The sequence below is a fragment of the Lactiplantibacillus fabifermentans DSM 21115 genome, assembly GCF_000498955.2.
Classification (GTDB): Bacteria; Bacillota; Bacilli; order Lactobacillales; family Lactobacillaceae; genus Lactiplantibacillus; species Lactiplantibacillus fabifermentans.
In genome coordinates, this window is the sequence record NZ_AYGX02000070.1 from 47,077 (window position 1) to 65,478 (window position 18,402).

The window sequence follows — 18,402 nt, forward strand, 5'->3', positions numbered from 1 at the left end:
AATTAATTCCTCTAATTCGTAAAATACGTTAAAAATGCGGCTAACAACGTGTTATCCGGACCAGCTGCTTGCGCTAGCGCCTGTTGGGCATGGGTCACCGCAGCGGTTAAGGCGGCGTTAGCACCATCTAATCCCAACAATCCCGGATAGGTGTTCTTATGCTCACCAGCATCTTTGTGCGTCTGTTTCCCAAGTTGTGCCGGCGTGCTGGTGACGTCTAAAATATCATCATATATTTGAAACGCCAATCCAAACGCATCCGCAAATTCCAAATATGCCGCCCGTTGGTTTGTTGGGACTTGCGCTTGAATCAACCCGGATAACACCGCATAGTGAATCAAAGCGCCGGTCTTCTCACGATGTAACTGTTGCAAGGCGGCTAGCGGTAATTGGTGCCCGGCACCTTTAACGTCAGCTACTTGCCCGGCAACCATGCCTGTGGGTCCGGCGGCTTGCGCCAAGCCCAGCGTCATCGCCGCGACTTGGTCGGCTGGCAAGTCACTGTCAGCTAGCCATTGAAACGCGAGTGGTTGCAAGGCATCTCCTGCTAAAATCGCCAAGTCTTCACCAAATTTAACGTGGCTCGTTGGCTGGCCGCGGCGCAAGTTATCATTGTCCATGGCTGGTAAATCGTCGTGAATCAGCGAATAAGTATGCATCAGCTCTAACGCAACACTAGCCCGCAAATTGGCTGGCGTAATTTCGCAACCAAAAACTGTCAGTACCGCCAGTGAGAGTATCGGGCGCAGCCGCTTACCACCCGCCAACACGGAATACCGCATGGCGGCGGTCAGTTGCGCTTGGTTACTAACCGTTTGCATATTTTCGTCCAAATAGGTATTAATTTGTGGGACCCATTGCGCTTCAAAGTCAGTTAATAAATCCTTATTCATTAGCATCAGGAGCTTGTTCAAATGGCACTTCATTGCCATTTTCGTCCATCATTTTAGTTAAGGTCTTTTCGGCCCCTTCTAAAGTTGCTTGGAGTTGCTTACTCAAAGCGACCCCTTTTTGGAATTGATCCAAAGCTTGTTCTAACGGAACATCGCCTTGTTCCAGTTGATTTACGATTGTTTCTAAATTATTTAAGTTATCTTCAAAAGTTGGTTGGTCAGCCATTTTGCTTGCCTCCATCGATCTTTGTAATTTGAGCCGTAGCTTCTCCATCACTAAAATGGATGGCCACAGTCTGATCTGGTTTTAATTGCTTGGTGCCGTGGACAATCTGCTCATCGGCCGTCACGAACGCGTACCCGCGACTCATGATTTTTAACGGGCTTAATAAGTCTAACGATTGCACCGTTCGTGCTAACTGCTGCTGCTTATTTTGATAGACTAACTGCGTGTTACGCACAAGCCGCTGTTGCAAGTTTGCCACTTGGGTCTGGGCTTGGCGGACGCGGTGAATCGGCGTTTGTTGTTGCAGCCGTTGATTCAATTGCAAGAGTTGCTGGCTCGCCGCATTCACATTATTTTGGCCCGCTTGCCGTAAGCGCTCATTCAAAAAGTCTAACTTTTGCAAGTAGCCTTCATATAAGCGATTGGGTTGGGTAAACACGTACGACCCACTCAATTTGTTCAACCGTTGCCGGTCGCGTTGAACGTAATTTTGAAAGGCGTTAAATACCCGGGTACGGTCTTGATTCAGTTGTAATAAGACGTCGTTGTAGACTGGTACGGCTAATTCCGCGGCAGCCGTTGGTGTCGCGGCCCGCACATCGGCGACTAAATCGGCAATCGTGGTATCCGTTTCGTGACCAACCGAAGAAATTACTGGTAAGTCACTCGCGGCAATCGCGCGTGCCACGACTTCTTCGTTAAACGGCCACAAATCTTCAATCGAACCGCCCCCACGCCCGATAATTAACGTGTCAAAATTGCCCGTCGCATTGGCGCGTTCAATTTGGCGCGCAATCTCGGGCGCTGCGGCATCACCTTGGACTTGTGCCGGGAATAAAACGATTTGCGCAATCGGAAAGCGCCGGCGTGCCGTCGTGATAATATCACGAATAACCGCTCCACTGCGAGAAGTAACGACTGCAATCCGCTTCGGAAACCGTGGTAGTGGTTTTTTCGGCGCACTGAAGAGCCCTTCTGTCGCTAATTTTTCTTTTAATTGTTCATATGCTTGATATAAGGCCCCGATACCATCGGGTTCCATGCGTTCCACATAAATTTGGTAACTGCCAGTTGGTTCATATAAACTAATCCGGCCTACCACCAAAACTTTCATCCCCACTTCGGGTTGAAATTTCACCTTAGCGAAGGCGGATTTGAACATAATCGCCGAAATCTTAGCATGGTCATCTTTTAAACTGAAATATTGATGCGTATTTGGCCGCGGCCGGTAGTTAGAAATTTCGCCGGTTAAATAAACCTTGCCTAAATACGGATCAACTTCAAATTTACGCTTAATATATTGCGTTAATGCGGAAACGGTCAAATATTGTTGACTGTCACTCACCTAAATCACTCCATTTTGCTAATTCCACTGTCGTTTGCATTAAAGTGGCAATCGTCATTGGGCCAACGCCACCCGGAACCGGCGTAATGAAGCCCGCCACCTCTTGAGCAGAATCAAAGTCGACATCGCCGACTAACTTGCCATTTTCGTCGCGGTCCATCCCAACGTCAATGACGGTGGCACCCAGTTTGATATCATTGCCATCAATTAAGTGCGGAATCCCGGTCGCCACGACTAAGATATCGGCTGTTTTGGCTAACGCCTTCAAATGCTTCGTACGACTGTGGGCGACCGTGACCGTGGCATTGGCATTGGTTAACAACGCCGCCATCGGTTTCCCAACAATCGTGCTACGGCCGATGACTACCGCCGTCTTACCAGCCGGGTTGATGCCATATTCATGCAACATCGTCATAATCCCCCGGGGGGTATTGGCAACCGGATACTTACCTGGGAAATTCGTAATCAACTTCCCAACATTGGTCGGATGAAAACCATCCACATCTTTTTTCGGATCAATGGCCATGGTAATCAGTGGCTCATTGATTTGTTCGGGCAATGGTGACTGGACTAAAATACCATGAATACTTTTATCCGCATTATATTCGGCAATAATGGCTAGTAGTTCGGCTTGCGTGGTGGTTGCCGGTAATTGGCGAACCACTGAATGCATCCCCAATTTTTCGGCTTTGCGATTCTTATTACGCACATAAATTTTGCTAGCAGGATCTTCCCCAACAATGATCACCGCAATACCCGGTTGAACACCTTGTTCAACTAATTGGGCCACTGCGATTTGTATTGCTGCATTAACTTTTTTGGCGACTGCTTTCCCATCAATAATCGTTGTCACTTATGCCACGCTCCTTTAGTTGTCTTTTTTCATTTTAGCATATAACGTGCGCGGATAAGTAGCGGGATTCCTAAGAAGTTCTAAAAAAAAGCCTAGCGACCGCTAGGCTTTTCAATTGAACATTTTAATGTTCGGATATTCATTATTATGCTTCGTTCGTGACGGCCTTACCTAAGACCCCACTGACGAATTTACGAGAACGGTCATCGCTGAAAGCTTTCGCTAATTCGATGGCTTCGTTGACGGCGACTTTTGACGGTACGTCATCGACATAATTCAATTCATAAAAAGCGATACGCAAGATAATCAAATCAGTTTTGGCTAACCGATCCAACGACCAAGTGCTACTCAAATATGGTTGAATCATCTCGTCTAATTCAGTCTGATGTTCTAATACCCCCGTAACTAACGTGCTGAGGTAACTAGGAATTTCAACTTCCGCGGTTTCGTCAGGATTTAGTAACTGTTGGTATAATTCATTTTCATCAGCTTCCGGATTGGCATTCAAAGCAAATAATGCTTGGAAGGCTTTTTCCCGAATTTCATGCCGCGTTAAACTCAAGATTCTTCACCATCTTCATTTTCATCGGTTTCAGGGTCTTCGTCACCAAAAAGATTATTCGGATCGATTGCACTTTCCGTCTTTTCAGTCACAATCCCGGTAATGTGGACGTTAACTTCGCTTAACGCTAAATCAGTCATAAACAAAATTTGTTGTTTAACTTTGTCTTGAATCGCTAACGCTACTTTAGGTACGGCCACGCCGTAATCCAAGTAAGCATAAATATCAACACTGATTTGGTCGTCAACGATGGTCAACTTGACCCCTTTACCGAGACTCTTCTTACGACCGAACAACTCATTGACACTGGAAGAAATCGTCCCGCGCATCCGGTTAACGCCCTCGATTTGACTTACCGCGATACCCACGATTATTTCAAGCACTTCGGGTGCAATTTGAATTTGCCCTAAGCTGGGTTCTTTACTTTGTAACGTAATGTTGCTACTTTCAGCCATTTTGACATTCCTCCAATTCCATGTTGGTCGGTTAACTAATTAAGCCCGCGAAACGTAAGTGCTGTCGACGGTGTTAACGATCAATTTGTCGCCCGCTTTAACGAAGAATGGTACTTGGATAATCGCACCAGTTTCTAACGTTGCTGGTTTTGAGCCACCAGAAGCAGTGTCGCCCTTGATGCCTGGTTCTGTTTCCGTAACTTCCAAAGTAACGGTGTTAGGTAATTCAATCCCTAAGACTTCAGCATCGAACATGGTTACTTGAACTTCCATGTTTTCCTTCAAAAACTTCAATTCGTTTTGAATGTTTTCGCCAGGAATTTCGATTTGTTCGTAAGTGTCTGTGTTCATGAAGACGTAGTTGCCACCATCTTCGTAAAGGTATTGCATCGTACTCTTAACGATGTTAGCTTGTTCCATCCGGGCGCCGGCACGGAAAGTCTTGTCTTGAACGGCACCAGTCCGCAAGTTCTTAAGCTTTGAACGGACGAATGCGCCACCCTTACCTGGCTTAACGTGCTGGAATTCCACGATGCGCCAAATTGCGTTGTCAACTTCAATTGTTAATCCATTTTTAAAATCTGCTGTAGAAATCATGTAAAGTCCTCCTATGAAGATATCTTTATAACTATACCAAGACGGCGCCGCGGTGGCAACTGTCTTAACTATAAAATAAGTAAATCACGCGTCGCTTGCGTCAAGCGTTGATGACCAGTCTTAGTGACCAAGACATCATCTTCAATCCGCATCCCGCCTAAATCCGGGAAATAAACCCCGGGTTCCACGGTTACGACGCTATTTTCAACTAATTGACCAGTCGTATTTTTAGAAATCAAGGGCCCTTCGTGGATTTCCAGCCCGATACCATGACCCATGCCATGATTGAACGCTTCACCATAGCCAGCGTCCGTCAACAAATCACGGCCAACCGCATCTAAGTCAGCGGTATTGGCCCCAGCTTTAACGTGGTCGACCACGGCTTGTTGCGCGGCTTGCACCGCTTGATAAGCGTTGACGAGTTTTTCATCCGGTTGCCCCAAGGCAAAGGTCCGCGTCATATCAGACGTGTACCCATTCAAGAAGTAGCCAAAATCTAAAGTTACCATTTGACCGGCACTCAGTAATGCGGCCGAAGCAGTTCCGTGAGGTAAGGCCGCCCGTGCGCCCCCTAAGACAATCGTGGTAAACGATTGTCCACTGGCGCCATGGGTGCGCATAAAGGCATCTAGCAAGTTGCTGACATCAATTTCACGCATCCCGGGACGCACGATACTCGTCACGTATTCAAAGCCCGCATCGGCTAAGCTAGCGGATGCTTTGAGCTTGGCGAGTTCGTCACTGCTTTTTTCGATACGAATTTGTTCCACTACTGCTGGTAATGCCACTAAATCACTAACGAGGTTTTCATCGAGGTAGCTATATGCGGTATACGGGATTTCATCTTCAAAGCCTAATACCGTGGTTTTAGTTTGGGCCACGAGGTCACAAACCGCCCCTAAATAATCGCGCGTAATGATTAAATGGTCAGCATCATATTGATTGGCAAAAGCAGTTTGGTAACGGGCGTCGGTAATTAAATACACCGTGTTGGTTAACACGAGTAAATACCCATCCCCGGCCATATCCGCCATTCCGGTCAAATAATGCAAATTACCTTCGCTAGAAACTAAAAACGCATCAATTTTTAACTGATCAAATGTTTGTTGTAACCGTTCAATTCGACTTGGCATATTGTCACTCCCATCGTTCCTTGAGTCCCATTATACCAAATTTTATAAAAAACGACTTACGTGCTTAAAAAAAGAGCCTCGCGAAGAGACTCTTTTTGAGCTAATTAATTATTATTTAGCTGCAGGGTAAACTGATACTTGGCGCTTGTCGCGACCTTTGCGTTCGAAACGAACAACACCATCAGCAACAGCAAATAATGTATCGTCACCACCACGACGAACGTTAACCCCTGGGTAAATATGAGTCCCGCGTTGACGATAAAGAATGTTACCACTCTTAACAGTTTGACCGTCAGCCCGCTTTGCGCCTAAACGACGACCAGCTGAGTCACGACCGTTGGCAGTAGAACCGCCACCTTTATGGTGAGAGAAGAATTGTAAATCCATTTTCATAGTAAGTCCACCTCCGAAATGTGGTTATTTTGTTTGTTCGTGAACCCGGATATAAGATCCGTAATTCGCGGCAACATCGTTTAAACCAAGGGTGAAACTGGCTAACAACGTCTGTAATTGGTCATTTGCTAAGTCGAGCTTAGTAAAATCAGCAATTAACAAACCGCCGTTAGTTTCATCACTTTGGATAGCCGGTTGGAGATGGGCAACTTGTTCAATCCCATTGATTGTACTAATTGCCAACACCGAGACCGCCGCACAAACGATGTCTTGTCCATAAGCACCTGAATCGGCATGTCCCGTCAATTTAAAACCAGTAATTAAGCCAGCCCCATTGCGCGAAATCGTTGCCTGAATCATGTTAATGCCTACTTTCTAATTATGCGTTAATTGAGTCAATCGTTACCTTAGTATATGGTTGGCGATGACCTTTCTTAGTATGTTGGCCCTTCTTAGCCTTGTACTTGAAAGTAACCACTTTACGGTCACGGCCTTGTTTTTCAACAGTACCTTCAACCGTCGCACCATCAACAGTAGGGGTACCGATCTTAGTTGAGTCGCCACCAACAAAAATTACTTGATCAAAAGTAACCTTGTCACCTGCAGCAGCATCAAGCTTTTCAACATAAATAGCTTGGCCTGCTTCAACTTTATATTGTTTACCACCAGTTACAATAATTGCGTACACGTTTGTGCACCTCCTTAAATTATGAATCACTTAGACTCGCCAAGTTAAGCGCCCTTGCAGAACTTAATACTCAACTCGTGCGGTTGTAGCTGTAGAAGTCCACAAATACAACAGGAAAATAATATCAAATTAGCTTGGTTGCGTCAAGTAATAATTCTTTATATTGGGTGTTGGGGGCCGCCGGTTGGTCACGGAAATTGACGCGGTGGCGCAACCTCGTAAGCCAAAAAGCGGTCTTGCGAGCGGTTTGGTGCCCGACAAAGTTCGTCAGTCACCAAACTCGGCGCATGTACTAAGCGGCCAAAAAACACCCGCTAAGTACATCGACACGGCGTCATTTCCGTGACCAACCGGCTAGACTGTACTAACATTTTTTATTGTCATCATACAACTCACCAATTGGCAGTATATTAATCATTATTTTTTCTAATCCGACTCGCCACCGTTAATTTCATAGATTTTGAATAATTTTGATTAAACTGTCATTATTGCGACTACGGACAACCATTCATCCACTAACTGCGTTGGACTCACTCCTAAAAGCAGAAAAAGTTTGGCAAGCTTCGCCAAACTTCACGCTTATTATTACTATTATAAAATCGCATTCTTACCATATGAATAGCCAACAACCACCAGTTTAACTTTTGCGGCCGACATATCTGTTCACCATGTCCAATCGTCAACTGGCGACAGCTGAACCTTAATTGGACCAACAGCCAGCAACAATGTTCATATACTCTACATTGCTTTGAAACTGAGCTGAGATTAGCAGTCGGCTGGTCGTGATGGAATCGTCCTGCAGGTGGCGTTAACGGGCGTTTTTTGGCCGTTTACGCCACGGACGCCTTTTGAGACTTGGGCTTCAGGCTCAAAAGCGAGGTCCAAGACCGCTTCTCAGGCTTGGACCAGTCCCAGGACGATGGCATTACAGTCAGCCAACTGCGGCAATAATCAACTATTGAACGAAAAAGTCCGTAAAAGTGATGTTGCCAGCAGTCATTAAGTGGTGCATTTTTTTGATACACTTGGTTAAGTACCGTGGCGTGTAAATCATGTCGTTTTCAAGCCAATCGGTAATCAAGCCCACAGTTGCAGACACATAGTACGCAATTTGGATACTGACGGGGACTTCTAAATCCGCAAACTGGTCTTCGAAATCGTGGTAAAAGCGTTGCATCCAATCGGTTAATTGTTGGTTGATGCGGCCATTAACGGCTAATTGACGTTGATTTAAGAGCAACGTCTTAAAGGCTTCGGCGTGCTGGTCAATGTAACCGAGCGCCTTAGATAAAGACAACACTTGCACCCGTTTCAACGGATCAGCCGGATTCGTAATGACATCGCCAATCGCTACCGTCACGATAGCTTGTTCAAACAGTTCCGTTACTAAATCCTCTAAAGCCTGATCCACAAAGGCCGGTTTGTCTTTATAGTGCAAATAAAAAGTGCCGCGGGTCACATCAGCCGTGGCAGTAAGTTCTTGCACGGAAATGTTTTCAACCGTCTCACTTTGTAGTAATGTTATTAATGCTTGGCGTAAACGCCGACGGGTTTTGTCTACCCGGGGGTCAACTTCGTGGCTCATTTATCTTCCCTACTTTCTGGAATTAATATAACATCAATTCCGAAAGCTGTCTAATTATCGAGATAATCAAGACGTTTTGTAGTTAAACGTATATAAAAAAACAATTAATGACAAAAAAATCGTCGTTTTCATTAAAATTGGTTGCGAAATATGCTATCCTAGGTTTATTATAGTTGTTATTGGACTAATCAAAGGAGGGAATACTCTCATGACTGTTGTAGCAAAACCTTACAATACATGGGCATCACGTCGTCCAGTTGCTGGTAAGCAAAAACGCGTTCGTCGCGAAAAGCAAACCGCAGCTATCCAACGTTGGGCCGCTGGCAAGACTGAAACGATCGAAGCCACACCAAAAATCAAGTAATTTATAAAGAGGAACTTGCCAGTACTGGTCAGTTCTTTTTTTGTATCATGATTGTTACAAAGCTGTAAAAAAAAGCGTTTGACTGCACTTGGCGGTCAAACGCTTTTTTTGATTGTTTGATTGTATAATACGTGTTGGTTGAGTTGCAAGAAACCCGTTAACTAACGGTTGTCACGGGATGCAGTAAAGTGTTTACTGGCTGCATTCTCCTTGGCAACAAAATTTGAATAATACTGAACGCCCCCGGCAATTGCGAGGATACCAACAATAGCTAATACTGGACCCATAAGCGTTTCTCCTTCCCTGTTACAATTACATTATCGTAAGGTTACAGAAATATTTCAAGTGAAATGTTCGAAATTATCAAAATTAAGGTGCTTCTTTAAACTTTCTTAATATATGCAACCCATTTAACTAATTTTCGTCTGTTTTCTGAGCGTTACTCCAGTATAATTAACTCTGTTAGTTAACTAATAATTCATTCGAAAGGTGTTTTTTATGCAACTCTTAGTCTTAGTCGTTGCAATCTTTAGTAACCTTTTTGCTCGACATCTGCACAAACATGTCTTATCGGAAAAACAGATTTCCTTGGCTGTCAAATCGTACATCACCGATAGCATCAGCACGTTAACCTTAGTCTTAGGAATCCTTTGGCCGGGCCATAATACCTTGGCAATGAGCTTTTTAGCCATTCTTTGTATCCTATTGAACTTAGCCAGCACTTGGTCGATACTCATGGTGGACTCGTTCAATAGCTTGTTGGACACCGCTGCTGCTAAGAAAACTTTATGCGCTGTGATTGGGATTAACTTTATCGCCGTTCTCATTGTTACGAAGAGTTTTATTCAAATATTTACGGCAGCGACTTAAGCTTGAATACTTGGCTGACTCGCTTCACCTTCAAGACTAATCATTCGGACGCCTGCCGTTTTCTAGTCAAACAACACTGAACAATCACATAATTATCAAACAACTCCGCTCAACACACTGAGCAAATCTGAAAGGTGTTATTTTAGATGCAAATTTTATTAGTTCTCATTTTCATCGTCGGTTCATTCTTCGCCAGATCTTTACATAAACAAGCACTGGCAGAAGCGCAACCTAACTTAGCCATCAAATCCTATATCATGGATAGCATCAGCAACTTGACGTTGATTCTATTCGTGCTCTGGCCAAATGGCGGTTCATGGCTATTAAGCATTTTAGCGGTTGTGTGCCTGTTACTGACGATGGGTAACGCCCGTTTAATGCTCCGTCAAGATACGGCCAAAAGATTGCTGGACAGTATCAGCGCGAAAAAAACCTGGTTATACGTGCTTGGCATTAATTTTTTGACTGCCCTGATTATTGCTGACAGTTTCGTCCAGTTATTTACAACTGCTAACTAGTTTTTTTACGTGCTATTCAACGACACAAGGAGTTTTGTCATAATTATTAACCACTTCAAGATTTGTAATCCTGATGCCAACACTACTTAAGGCATTGACACACCGGTTTTTATTAACTATAATATTTCTTGTTGTTGTCATGGTAGCTCAACTGGATAGAGCATCCGCCTTCTAAGCGGAGGGTTGTGAGTTCAAGTCTCACTCGTGACATAATTTATTCATCAGATCCAAAAAGGCAAGATTCAGTTAATTGAATCTTGCCTTTTTGCTGTCATCAGCCGAATTCCGGTGTTCATGACACAATAACAAACCATCTTTATATGCATATAACCCAAACTCCGCTTTTGTTTTCCGTTCCGCTTCAGTTAATGGCTCATTATTAGTATCGTCGATTAACAAGTAAAACTCTTCATCACTAGTTTCAAACATAGATAATCGCTCCTAACACACAAGTTTTATCAGTTGCTGAAAAAGCTATGAGTTTTAGCCTGCTTCGCTTTAGCCACGTGAGTGCATGATATCTATAAACCGTTTAGACTTACAAGCATTTTGCAAAACAGTCCTCAAAACAAATAAAAATCATACACTAAGCGCAGTGCTCACACCCAGTATATGACTAGTTTTAAAGTCCAAATAATCTTTTAGCTTTCGCTTCGGCTTCGGCCATACTTTCCTTGTATCCCGGCTGACTCTCGACCCATTTCATATGTTCTTTCTCTTCATCAGTTAATGGCCGATTATTACTATCATCAATTAACATATAAAATTCATCATCGCTAGTTTCGAACATACGCAATCACCCCAGATGCATACACTTTGTCTGTTGCCAATAAATTAGCTTCTAACTTAGAATTACCCTTGCTAATGTAGCGATTATATCAGTAACGAAACACTTCGCCCACATTAATGATTCGTGAACTACGCTGAATTGAAGTAATCCTATCATCATGACCGACAACAATACTCTGTGTAGTCTTTGAATGTTGGCACAACGTCAAAACATCAGCAATCGAAGGTCGCGAATTATTCGGATGATTGTGCAACAGTACCCCTGCTCCTGGATAAGCCTGCACCGCTTGATACTGAGCGTAGATTAACCCAGTCCGGTCCAATTTGGGTTGAAGTAATTTGTGAGACAACTAACGCCCCCGTCCGTTGATCAATAACGTACCAATCTTCATAGTTGGTGCCATCACGATGTTTAAGCATTTGCAGTGCATGCAAATATAACGATTCTTTGACCGGCTTGGGCAACGATAATGCCAAAAATTTGTCATGATACCTTTTAGAATTTACTGAGATGCAATTGACGGAATAACTATTACTCAAAGTTTTTTAGTAATCTTCACCTGTTCCTGTGTTTCTACATGATCTAGCGCTTCTTCACCGTCATTCAATTGCGCGAAATGCGGCCACTTATCACTCATGCGATTAACATCCCCCAATGTTTGTCACCCAGCTTTGATTGCCAAATATTTTTCCGTAAAAAAAGACCTCCTGAATATATATCCGTATCAGCGAGGTCAATCATTATTTTGTTAACGGAATCGTCAATTTTTGTTCAAAGCTATTGGCCGTATCGGCACTCGACCACATGTCCCATACCAGTTTCAGCGTCTTAAATGACCGTACATCCGTCAGTTTCGGCAATAGAAAGACTAAATTGCCCTGTTTCGTCTGATTCTTACGGTACTTACCATCAAGTAACGCGCTGTTAATAATATCAGCGGTAACCTTAGTGCCTTGATCAGTTGTTAAGACCCCTTGAGTCGGATACATCTCCAATGGCTGTTTAGCTGTGATTTTAACAGCGATTTCAATGACACCGTTAAATCGTTTGTCATGGTCACTTAAAACGTCCTTACCGTATGTTTTAGCCGTTTGATAGATGGTTACCTTACTGACGGCCACCCGGGTGTGAGCACTCGTTTTATTAACGGTTACCGGATAGTCAGCTTGCTGCCGAATCCTGATGGTATCATCCGCCAACTTCAGCTCAGAAAAGGTTAATGTTGGCGTTTGAACTGTCACCTTTGATTTCCCCCCATGAGCAAGCACGTTGTCGGCGACTTTTAACCAGGCTTGTTGCCAAGTTAACGCCTGATTGATTGGCGATATTAAAACAACTATCAATGCGATTAACGCCAATGAAGATGACCGTTTTTTAGTCGGCGTCGGCGCGTACGTTGCCGGCCGGGCTAGCTGGCGAATCACCAATATCCAGCCGAAGATTGGGACTAGCAACCAAACTAGATAGAAGCCGGTATGCCCGACATCGTGCAACCGTTGTATCGTCGCTATTAGCCACCCAAATAACGGGACAATTAAAACGATTGTCCACGGCCACGTTCCCCAGCTAACCGGGCTTAATAACAAACCCAAGTCGACAATTAACGCCAAAATGGTCACTTCTAAAGTGAACCACCAATAATCCCCTCGCAAACAGCGCGCATCCGGCGTAAATAATTGCCCAAATAATCGTTTGGCAGAAACTATTGGCCCCGACCACGTGCGGGTTAAATTGGTGGCTGACCAGTCCGATTGTGTTTTCAAAGTCGGTGCCCCCCTGCGTTCATAATTCATTTATACTACTAGCATACCGGGTCAGCGCCGGCCTGCCTATTAACTTTGATGACCGGCCAACATCATTCATAGACTATCTAACTGAGTCGCCATCAGTTATCATTACGTGGGTCATGCAAAACTGGTTCACTAAATCGCGACGCCAGGCATCAATTTGTGGTTAATGATCATTCTTGTCAAAGTTAAGACAAAAAATCCGCCCACAATTATCATTATCGTGAGCGGACTTTTTAGTCACCTAAATATTTTAATTTAATTTATCAATGACGTTTCCGTTTTGGTGCGACGGCTCCGAGTACCCCGGCAGCCATCAATAATAACCCACCTAGCAACGTCGCGGATTGAGCAGGCGTTTCATCGGTCTGTGGCAAAGCGTGGTTTCCGATAGCAGCTTTGGCTGGTGCCACCGTCGTTGCGGCCTTAACCGTTGTCTTAGCAGTTGCTGGTGTCGTCACCTGATCACCATTAGCTATTGAACCAGTCGTTGTAGCGGCTCGGTGACCATTTACTGACTTAGTTGATACTGCAGCTTGACCATTTGCCGGCGTTGGCGTGACCTTAGTTGATTCAACCGGAGTAGTCACGGCCTTGCCCGTTGAATCGGTAGTATTGCCACCGTTATCCAAATTTGTAACATTATTCTCGTTACTATCTGGATTCGTGGTACTGCCACCGTTGTCCGAATTCGTTGTGTTGCCATTACTATCTGGATCAGTCGTGGCGCCACCATTATCCGAATTCGTTGTATTTCCATTGTTATCTGGATTGGTCGTGCTACCACCGTTGTCCGGATTCGTCGAAGTGCCGTTATTATCTGGATTGGTTGTACTACCACCATTTTCCGGATTTGTCGTATTGCCATTATCATCAGGATTACTCGTCGCAACCTTTTCAACTGGCACATTCAAAGTCCAAGTCGTTGCGGTACTGTCATCGTCATATGTGACCGCACTTTCACCACCAATCATTCGATAGTCCGTTGGCGCACTCAATACCACTTGGTCACCAAACTTGATTAACGTTACCGTGGTTGTTTTGACGATTTGACCTTGCGCATCACAATAATTAATCGTCACTGTTTGTGGCAAGTCTTCGCGAACTACCAAGGTACTCAAACCGGCTAAACTCGTCATACTACCAAGCTTTGTGGCAGTATCACTAGATAACAGGATGCGACCTAACCCTAAGTTAACCGCATCGAAATTCACCGCTTGATCATTGACGTTGAATAAGACGTACAACTTATGACCACCGGCTGCGTATTCGAAAGCAAAAATGCCATTTTCACCGGATTTCAAGACTTTAATCGTTTGTTTGATTTGGTCATAATCGTTTAACCGGAAGACATTTTCCGATTTACGCAAGTTCAGCAACGACTTGAAATAATTGACGAGTTCCGCATTAGCTTGGACGCGATTCCAATCAATATCGTTAATCGCATCGGATGAATTATAGCTATTATCATTACCATCCTTCGTCCGTAAAGCCTCTTGTCCGGCGTTAATAAATGGGACCCCTTGCGCTAAAATTGCCATCGACGTTGCTAATTTATCACGCTTGATTAAGTTGGCTTCAGATTCATCGGGCATTAAGGCTTTTAACATGTCGTAAAGCGTCCGATTATCATGACAAGCCACATAATTAATCGTTTGTGATGGGGCCTGATACGGATGGGAAGTCGTTGCATCTGCATAACCTTGACCACCTAAGAAACCTGCCACAAAGGCTTGCGCATCATTGTCATAAGTCGTTTCTTTAGTATTGCCTTCAACTAATCCCGGATTAATACCACCGAATTCGCTCCCTTTAATCGCATTGCGAATATCATCACTGAAAAAGCCCACGTTTTTGTCGACCTTATCCGCGTTATATTGGGCCGCCCCGATTTCTTTATCGGTGGCACGCATATCCCAACCTTCACCGTAAACTAAAATACCGGGATCAATTGCGTTGAGTTCGGCACGAATGGCGTTCATCGTGTCCACGTCCAAGATGCCCATTAAATCAAAGCGGAAGCCATCCAAATTGTATTCAGTTGCCCAATATTTGACGGAGTCTAAAATATATTTGCGCACCATCTTGCGTTCACTGGCAATATCGTTACCGACACCCGTGCCGTTAGTGGCATGACCGTCCGCATCGTATTGGAAATAGTACCCTGGCACGACTTTTTGAAACGCCTGTTCATCCATCGAGTACACATGATTGTAAACGACATCCATAATGACTCGAATCCCCGCCTTATGGAACCCATTGATCATTTCTTTCATTTCCATAATCCGCGTCGTCGGATTAGTGGCATCAGTTGAATAACTGCCTTCGGGAACGTCATAGTTTTTCGGATCATAACCCCAGTTATAACTCGGGTCACTGCTCGTTTCATCGATGCTACTAAAATCATACATCGGCATCAGTTGAACGTGGGTGACGCCTAAGTCTTTCAAGTAGTCGAGCCCGGTAACTTGACCACTGGCAGTCTGCGTCCCACTTTCGACCATTCCTAAGAATTTACCTTTATCCGTGACGCCCGAATTAGCATCTTTCGTAAAATCACGGACACTCGTTTCATAAATCACCGCATCAGTCGGATTACTGAACGTCGGCATCCGGTTAAAGTCGGTTGGTTGAACCGCGTTGACATCTTCAATCACACTGCGATTACCATTGACCGTGACCGCTTTGGAATATGGATCATCCGTCGTGGTCGTGGTGCCATTACCAAATTGCAGCGCATAATCATAAGCCCAGCCTTGATAATTGCCATCTAAAACGCTCGTCCAGACGCCTTTATCCCCACGAGTCATCGTCATCACACTAGTTGCGGAGGCATCATTGGCCGTCGACGCATACAACCGTAACGTAACTTTGTTAGCAGTCGGCGCCCATAATTTAATTTGCGTCCGATTTTCAGTATACGTGGCGCCTGAATCATCGCCGGCATAATAATATTTATCATCAAAAGCTTGTGAACGCACATAATTGCCGATATCAACGGCTTTGGTATTTCCATCAAAAGCGACCGTATTGTTTTGCAAAATATCAATCGGATTCGTGGTCGTCACCGTAAAGGTCTTGCTAAGGCCAGCACTGTCCGGGGCGACCGCTGTTAAACTAGCCACTTGATTATTTCCAACCGTGATTTGTTGTTGGGCTTCCGCCGTTGTGAGCTTTTTCCCAACTGTAACCGTTAATTCATGGTCCGTATTCATTGCCGCCGACGTCACGGTTTCCGTGGCTAACGCAAAACTGGGTGTGTAGTAAGCTTGGTCATCATCGGCTACCAAATAAATATCGGTGCCTTGATTATCTGGTAACGGCGTAAACTCCCGGACCGTCGCATCGGCCCCCACAGGTTGCACGTAAACTTTCGAAAACGCCTTGCCCGTCAAAGCAGCGGTCCCTAATTGGTTGCCATACACATCGGTTTGGTCTAAATTAACCGTTTGTTTAGCCGTTTGATCCGTCCAGACTTGATAAGCGGTAACGCCGTTGGCAACTTTACTGTGATAATGGACATTGACGGTCGCATTATCAAAAGTCGGGGTTACCGTCTGGGCATCATCGCTACCCGCTTGATACCACACTTCGGCTTTACCACTATCATCCACGGTTGCCATCCGATTCTCACCAGCCCCATCTTTATCCCAACTGTCGGCCCCTTTCAACAAAATTCCAACTTGTTGATAATTTTGGTCTAAATCAATATCGGCATAGTTGCCGTAACTATCGGTCCCAGTCCAACTATATTGTTGGCCGTTACCGTTCGGCTTAGCACCCCAAACATAGGGGACCCATTTCGTGCCATCACCGGCATAGTGAATTACAACTTTGGTACTATCCTTAACTGGTGCCACACTAGTTGACGTCGTGGTCACTTTGGCGGTTGGTACCGCAGCAACTACGGCCGTTGCTTGTATCTTGGCAGTTCTGGTTACAGTTGGCGCGGTTGTCGGTGCAACAGTTGGAGCCGCAGTTGGCGCCGTTGTGGGTGTAGCGGTCGGCGCAGTCGTTGGCGCAACAGTTGGCGCTGCGGTTCGAGCGGTCGTTGGTGCAACGGTTGGGGCCATTGTTGGCTGCGCCGTGGCAGGTTTAACCGACACATTTTCAACAACGGAGCTTGTCGGCGTATTAGCCGCAGTAACCGTCGTATCCGCATTGGCCACCATCCCCGAAAGGCCAGCGCCAACCGCTAATCCCAGCATTGCACTAGCGCTAAAAAGCCACTGTTTGCCATGTTTCCACATCCGCCAATTTTTTTGAACTACTTCTTTTGTTTGCATTTGTTGATCCCCCTCAAAAACTTGTCACTAGCCTCAAAAACTAGTTTCGTTAATCACAGCATAATGCAAGCGCTTTCATATTCGCAATAGGTAAATGAATGTTAACGTTATCATAATTAGTCTATTATACAAACAATGACCGGCCAACATCATTCAGTTGCAGTGTATTGCACGATATTTGCATGTCATCAACCTTGTTGTAATCATCATCTCTCAATTCATAACCTGTAGAAGTCATGCAAAACTTATGCAATTCGTGCACAGTCGTTATGAATAGTTACCAAAAACAATGCCCACCAATATTTGATAATCCCCACTTGCTGCTAATCAGATGATTATCAAATCGACTAACCCCTATAATCCGGATGAACCGTATCAAATAGCACTCTGACTTTTCATCAATGCGACTCCCGATGAGCAATAAAACTAATCAGCTGCCATCGAAAATATTCAGTCACTATTTTAGCGCAATAAAAAATGCAACTAGTCCCCACACCAGTCGCATTACAGCTTAATAATTATTTTCTTGACGCGTTTCATTGACTTGATTCTTGGCCGTGAAGGCATTTTGAATCTCGTCTTGACTGAAACCGAAGTCGACTAACCCAATCTTCAGGAAGACATGCCAAGCATGGCGATAAGCTTCCTGTTGATGGTCAAAATAAGCATTATACAATAAGTGCTTAATTGCTAAATATTGCTTATTCAAATCAGTCGGCTTTTTTTCGCTCAAATCCGTCAGTTGCACAGGTGTTAGTGGAATCAGATGCGTCCACTGTTGAATGGCACTCACTAAGAAGAAAAAGTCCATCGCATCGACGTATTCGTTCAATAACGTTTCCCGCTTGGTCTTACCGGCATCGGCTTTACCTTTGTGAATCTTCCAGACTTTGAACCATTCCGACGTATTCGCCATTTCGGCCAGTTCAACATCCAATGACACCATCGCGTTTTGTAATCGTTCGGGTTGTTGCCAATGAATTTGTTGGCGCGTAGTAATATCTTGGTCCAACCGAATCGATTGTTGTAATAACTTCGTTAAATCTAACATTGTAGC

At 44.6% G+C, this 18,402-nt stretch carries 21 protein-coding genes, 1 tRNA gene and 1 other annotated feature; of the genes, 4 read left to right on the plus strand and 18 right to left on the minus strand.

From position 1 onward, the window contains the following. Positions 1 to 11 precede the first annotated feature (11 nt). From DY78_RS05910 to DY78_RS05965, 12 genes are all read right to left on the minus strand, one after another. Positions 12 to 893 carry a polyprenyl synthetase family protein gene (locus DY78_RS05910; RefSeq protein ID WP_024625583.1) on the minus strand — a complete coding sequence of 294 codons (882 nt, stop codon included), beginning with the start codon at positions 891 to 893 and terminating at the stop codon, positions 12 to 14. Then, on the minus strand, positions 886 to 1,119 hold the full coding sequence (locus tag DY78_RS05915) for an exodeoxyribonuclease VII small subunit (RefSeq protein WP_024625582.1): 234 nt from the start codon (positions 1,117 to 1,119) through the stop codon (positions 886 to 888). The genes DY78_RS05910 and DY78_RS05915 overlap by 8 nt, the downstream gene beginning before the upstream one ends. Beyond that, on the minus strand, positions 1,112 to 2,464 hold the full coding sequence (xseA, locus tag DY78_RS05920; protein WP_024625581.1) for an exodeoxyribonuclease VII large subunit: 1,353 nt from the start codon (positions 2,462 to 2,464) through the stop codon (positions 1,112 to 1,114). The genes DY78_RS05915 and xseA overlap by 8 nt, the downstream gene beginning before the upstream one ends. Next, a complete protein-coding gene (locus DY78_RS05925; protein WP_024625580.1) occupies positions 2,457 to 3,317 on the minus strand; it encodes a bifunctional 5,10-methylenetetrahydrofolate dehydrogenase/5,10-methenyltetrahydrofolate cyclohydrolase in 861 nt (286 codons plus the stop codon). The genes xseA and DY78_RS05925 overlap by 8 nt, the downstream gene beginning before the upstream one ends. A 145-nt stretch (positions 3,318 to 3,462) precedes the next feature. Then, the gene (gene nusB / locus DY78_RS05930; RefSeq protein ID WP_024625579.1) at positions 3,463 to 3,879 is read right to left on the minus strand and encodes a transcription antitermination factor NusB; all 417 of its coding nucleotides are present in this window, start codon (positions 3,877 to 3,879) and stop codon (positions 3,463 to 3,465) included. Further along, entirely contained in the window at positions 3,876 to 4,334 is a 459-nt protein-coding gene (locus DY78_RS05935; protein ID WP_024625578.1) for an Asp23/Gls24 family envelope stress response protein, read from the minus strand. The genes nusB and DY78_RS05935 overlap by 4 nt, the downstream gene beginning before the upstream one ends. Positions 4,335 to 4,373: 39 nt before the next feature. Then, positions 4,374 to 4,931 carry an elongation factor P gene (gene efp / locus DY78_RS05940; protein ID WP_024625577.1) on the minus strand — a complete coding sequence of 186 codons (558 nt, stop codon included), beginning with the start codon at positions 4,929 to 4,931 and terminating at the stop codon, positions 4,374 to 4,376. Between the two features lie 68 nt (positions 4,932 to 4,999). After that, positions 5,000 to 6,064: an aminopeptidase P family protein gene (locus DY78_RS05945; RefSeq protein WP_024625576.1), complete on the minus strand. Its 1,065-nt coding sequence runs from the start codon at positions 6,062 to 6,064 to the stop codon at positions 5,000 to 5,002. A 111-nt stretch (positions 6,065 to 6,175) separates the two neighbouring features. Then, positions 6,176 to 6,457 carry a 50S ribosomal protein L27 gene (rpmA, locus tag DY78_RS05950; protein WP_024625575.1) on the minus strand — a complete coding sequence of 94 codons (282 nt, stop codon included), beginning with the start codon at positions 6,455 to 6,457 and terminating at the stop codon, positions 6,176 to 6,178. Positions 6,458 to 6,481: 24 nt separating this feature from the next. Then, a complete protein-coding gene (locus DY78_RS05955; protein ID WP_024625574.1) occupies positions 6,482 to 6,817 on the minus strand; it encodes a ribosomal-processing cysteine protease Prp in 336 nt (111 codons plus the stop codon). 19 nt (positions 6,818 to 6,836) lie between these two features. After that, positions 6,837 to 7,145, minus strand: coding sequence for a 50S ribosomal protein L21 (rplU, locus tag DY78_RS05960; RefSeq protein ID WP_024625573.1), 309 nt, complete (start codon positions 7,143 to 7,145; stop codon positions 6,837 to 6,839). A gap of 22 nt (positions 7,146 to 7,167) precedes the next feature. Next, positions 7,168 to 7,240 (minus strand) — a sequence feature (ribosomal protein L21 leader region). 860 nt (positions 7,241 to 8,100) lie between these two features. Next, positions 8,101 to 8,730: a TetR/AcrR family transcriptional regulator gene (locus DY78_RS05965; RefSeq protein WP_024625572.1), complete on the minus strand. Its 630-nt coding sequence runs from the start codon at positions 8,728 to 8,730 to the stop codon at positions 8,101 to 8,103. 208 nt (positions 8,731 to 8,938) lie between these two features. Between DY78_RS05965 and DY78_RS16105 the strand changes: the two genes are divergently transcribed. Then, positions 8,939 to 9,094, plus strand: a complete 156-nt coding sequence (locus DY78_RS16105; protein ID WP_156093432.1) for a hypothetical protein — start codon at positions 8,939 to 8,941, stop codon at positions 9,092 to 9,094. Positions 9,095 to 9,255: 161 nt separating this feature from the next. Here the strand turns inward: DY78_RS16105 and DY78_RS16790 are convergent, their stop codons facing one another. Continuing rightward, positions 9,256 to 9,381 (minus strand): hypothetical protein, encoded by a 126-nt coding sequence (locus tag DY78_RS16790; RefSeq protein ID WP_268872500.1) that lies wholly within the window; start codon positions 9,379 to 9,381, stop codon positions 9,256 to 9,258. 211 nt (positions 9,382 to 9,592) lie between these two features. Between DY78_RS16790 and DY78_RS05970 the strand changes: the two genes are divergently transcribed. From DY78_RS05970 to DY78_RS05980, 3 genes are all read left to right on the plus strand, one after another. After that, positions 9,593 to 9,964: a hypothetical protein gene (locus tag DY78_RS05970; RefSeq protein ID WP_024625571.1), complete on the plus strand. Its 372-nt coding sequence runs from the start codon at positions 9,593 to 9,595 to the stop codon at positions 9,962 to 9,964. Positions 9,965 to 10,110: 146 nt separating this feature from the next. Continuing rightward, a complete protein-coding gene (locus DY78_RS05975) occupies positions 10,111 to 10,482 on the plus strand; it encodes a hypothetical protein (RefSeq protein ID WP_024625570.1) in 372 nt (123 codons plus the stop codon). A 136-nt stretch (positions 10,483 to 10,618) separates the two neighbouring features. Next, positions 10,619 to 10,692 (plus strand) — tRNA-Arg (locus DY78_RS05980). A 36-nt stretch (positions 10,693 to 10,728) separates the two neighbouring features. Here DY78_RS05980 and DY78_RS05985 read toward each other — a convergent pair. The 5 genes from DY78_RS05985 to DY78_RS06000 form a co-directional block, all read right to left on the minus strand. After that, positions 10,729 to 10,911 (minus strand): hypothetical protein, encoded by a 183-nt coding sequence (locus DY78_RS05985; protein WP_024625569.1) that lies wholly within the window; start codon positions 10,909 to 10,911, stop codon positions 10,729 to 10,731. A 193-nt stretch (positions 10,912 to 11,104) separates the two neighbouring features. Then, positions 11,105 to 11,272 (minus strand): hypothetical protein, encoded by a 168-nt coding sequence (locus DY78_RS16400; protein ID WP_169817070.1) that lies wholly within the window; start codon positions 11,270 to 11,272, stop codon positions 11,105 to 11,107. 740 nt (positions 11,273 to 12,012) lie between these two features. Further along, positions 12,013 to 13,035 carry a DUF805 domain-containing protein gene (locus DY78_RS05990; RefSeq protein ID WP_024625568.1) on the minus strand — a complete coding sequence of 341 codons (1,023 nt, stop codon included), beginning with the start codon at positions 13,033 to 13,035 and terminating at the stop codon, positions 12,013 to 12,015. 290 nt (positions 13,036 to 13,325) lie between these two features. Further along, positions 13,326 to 17,345 carry a type I pullulanase gene (pulA, locus tag DY78_RS15750; protein WP_024625567.1) on the minus strand — a complete coding sequence of 1,340 codons (4,020 nt, stop codon included), beginning with the start codon at positions 17,343 to 17,345 and terminating at the stop codon, positions 13,326 to 13,328. 511 nt (positions 17,346 to 17,856) lie between these two features. Next, positions 17,857 to 18,396: a dUTP diphosphatase gene (locus DY78_RS06000; protein ID WP_024625566.1), complete on the minus strand. Its 540-nt coding sequence runs from the start codon at positions 18,394 to 18,396 to the stop codon at positions 17,857 to 17,859. Between the last annotated feature and the right edge of the window lie 6 nt (positions 18,397 to 18,402).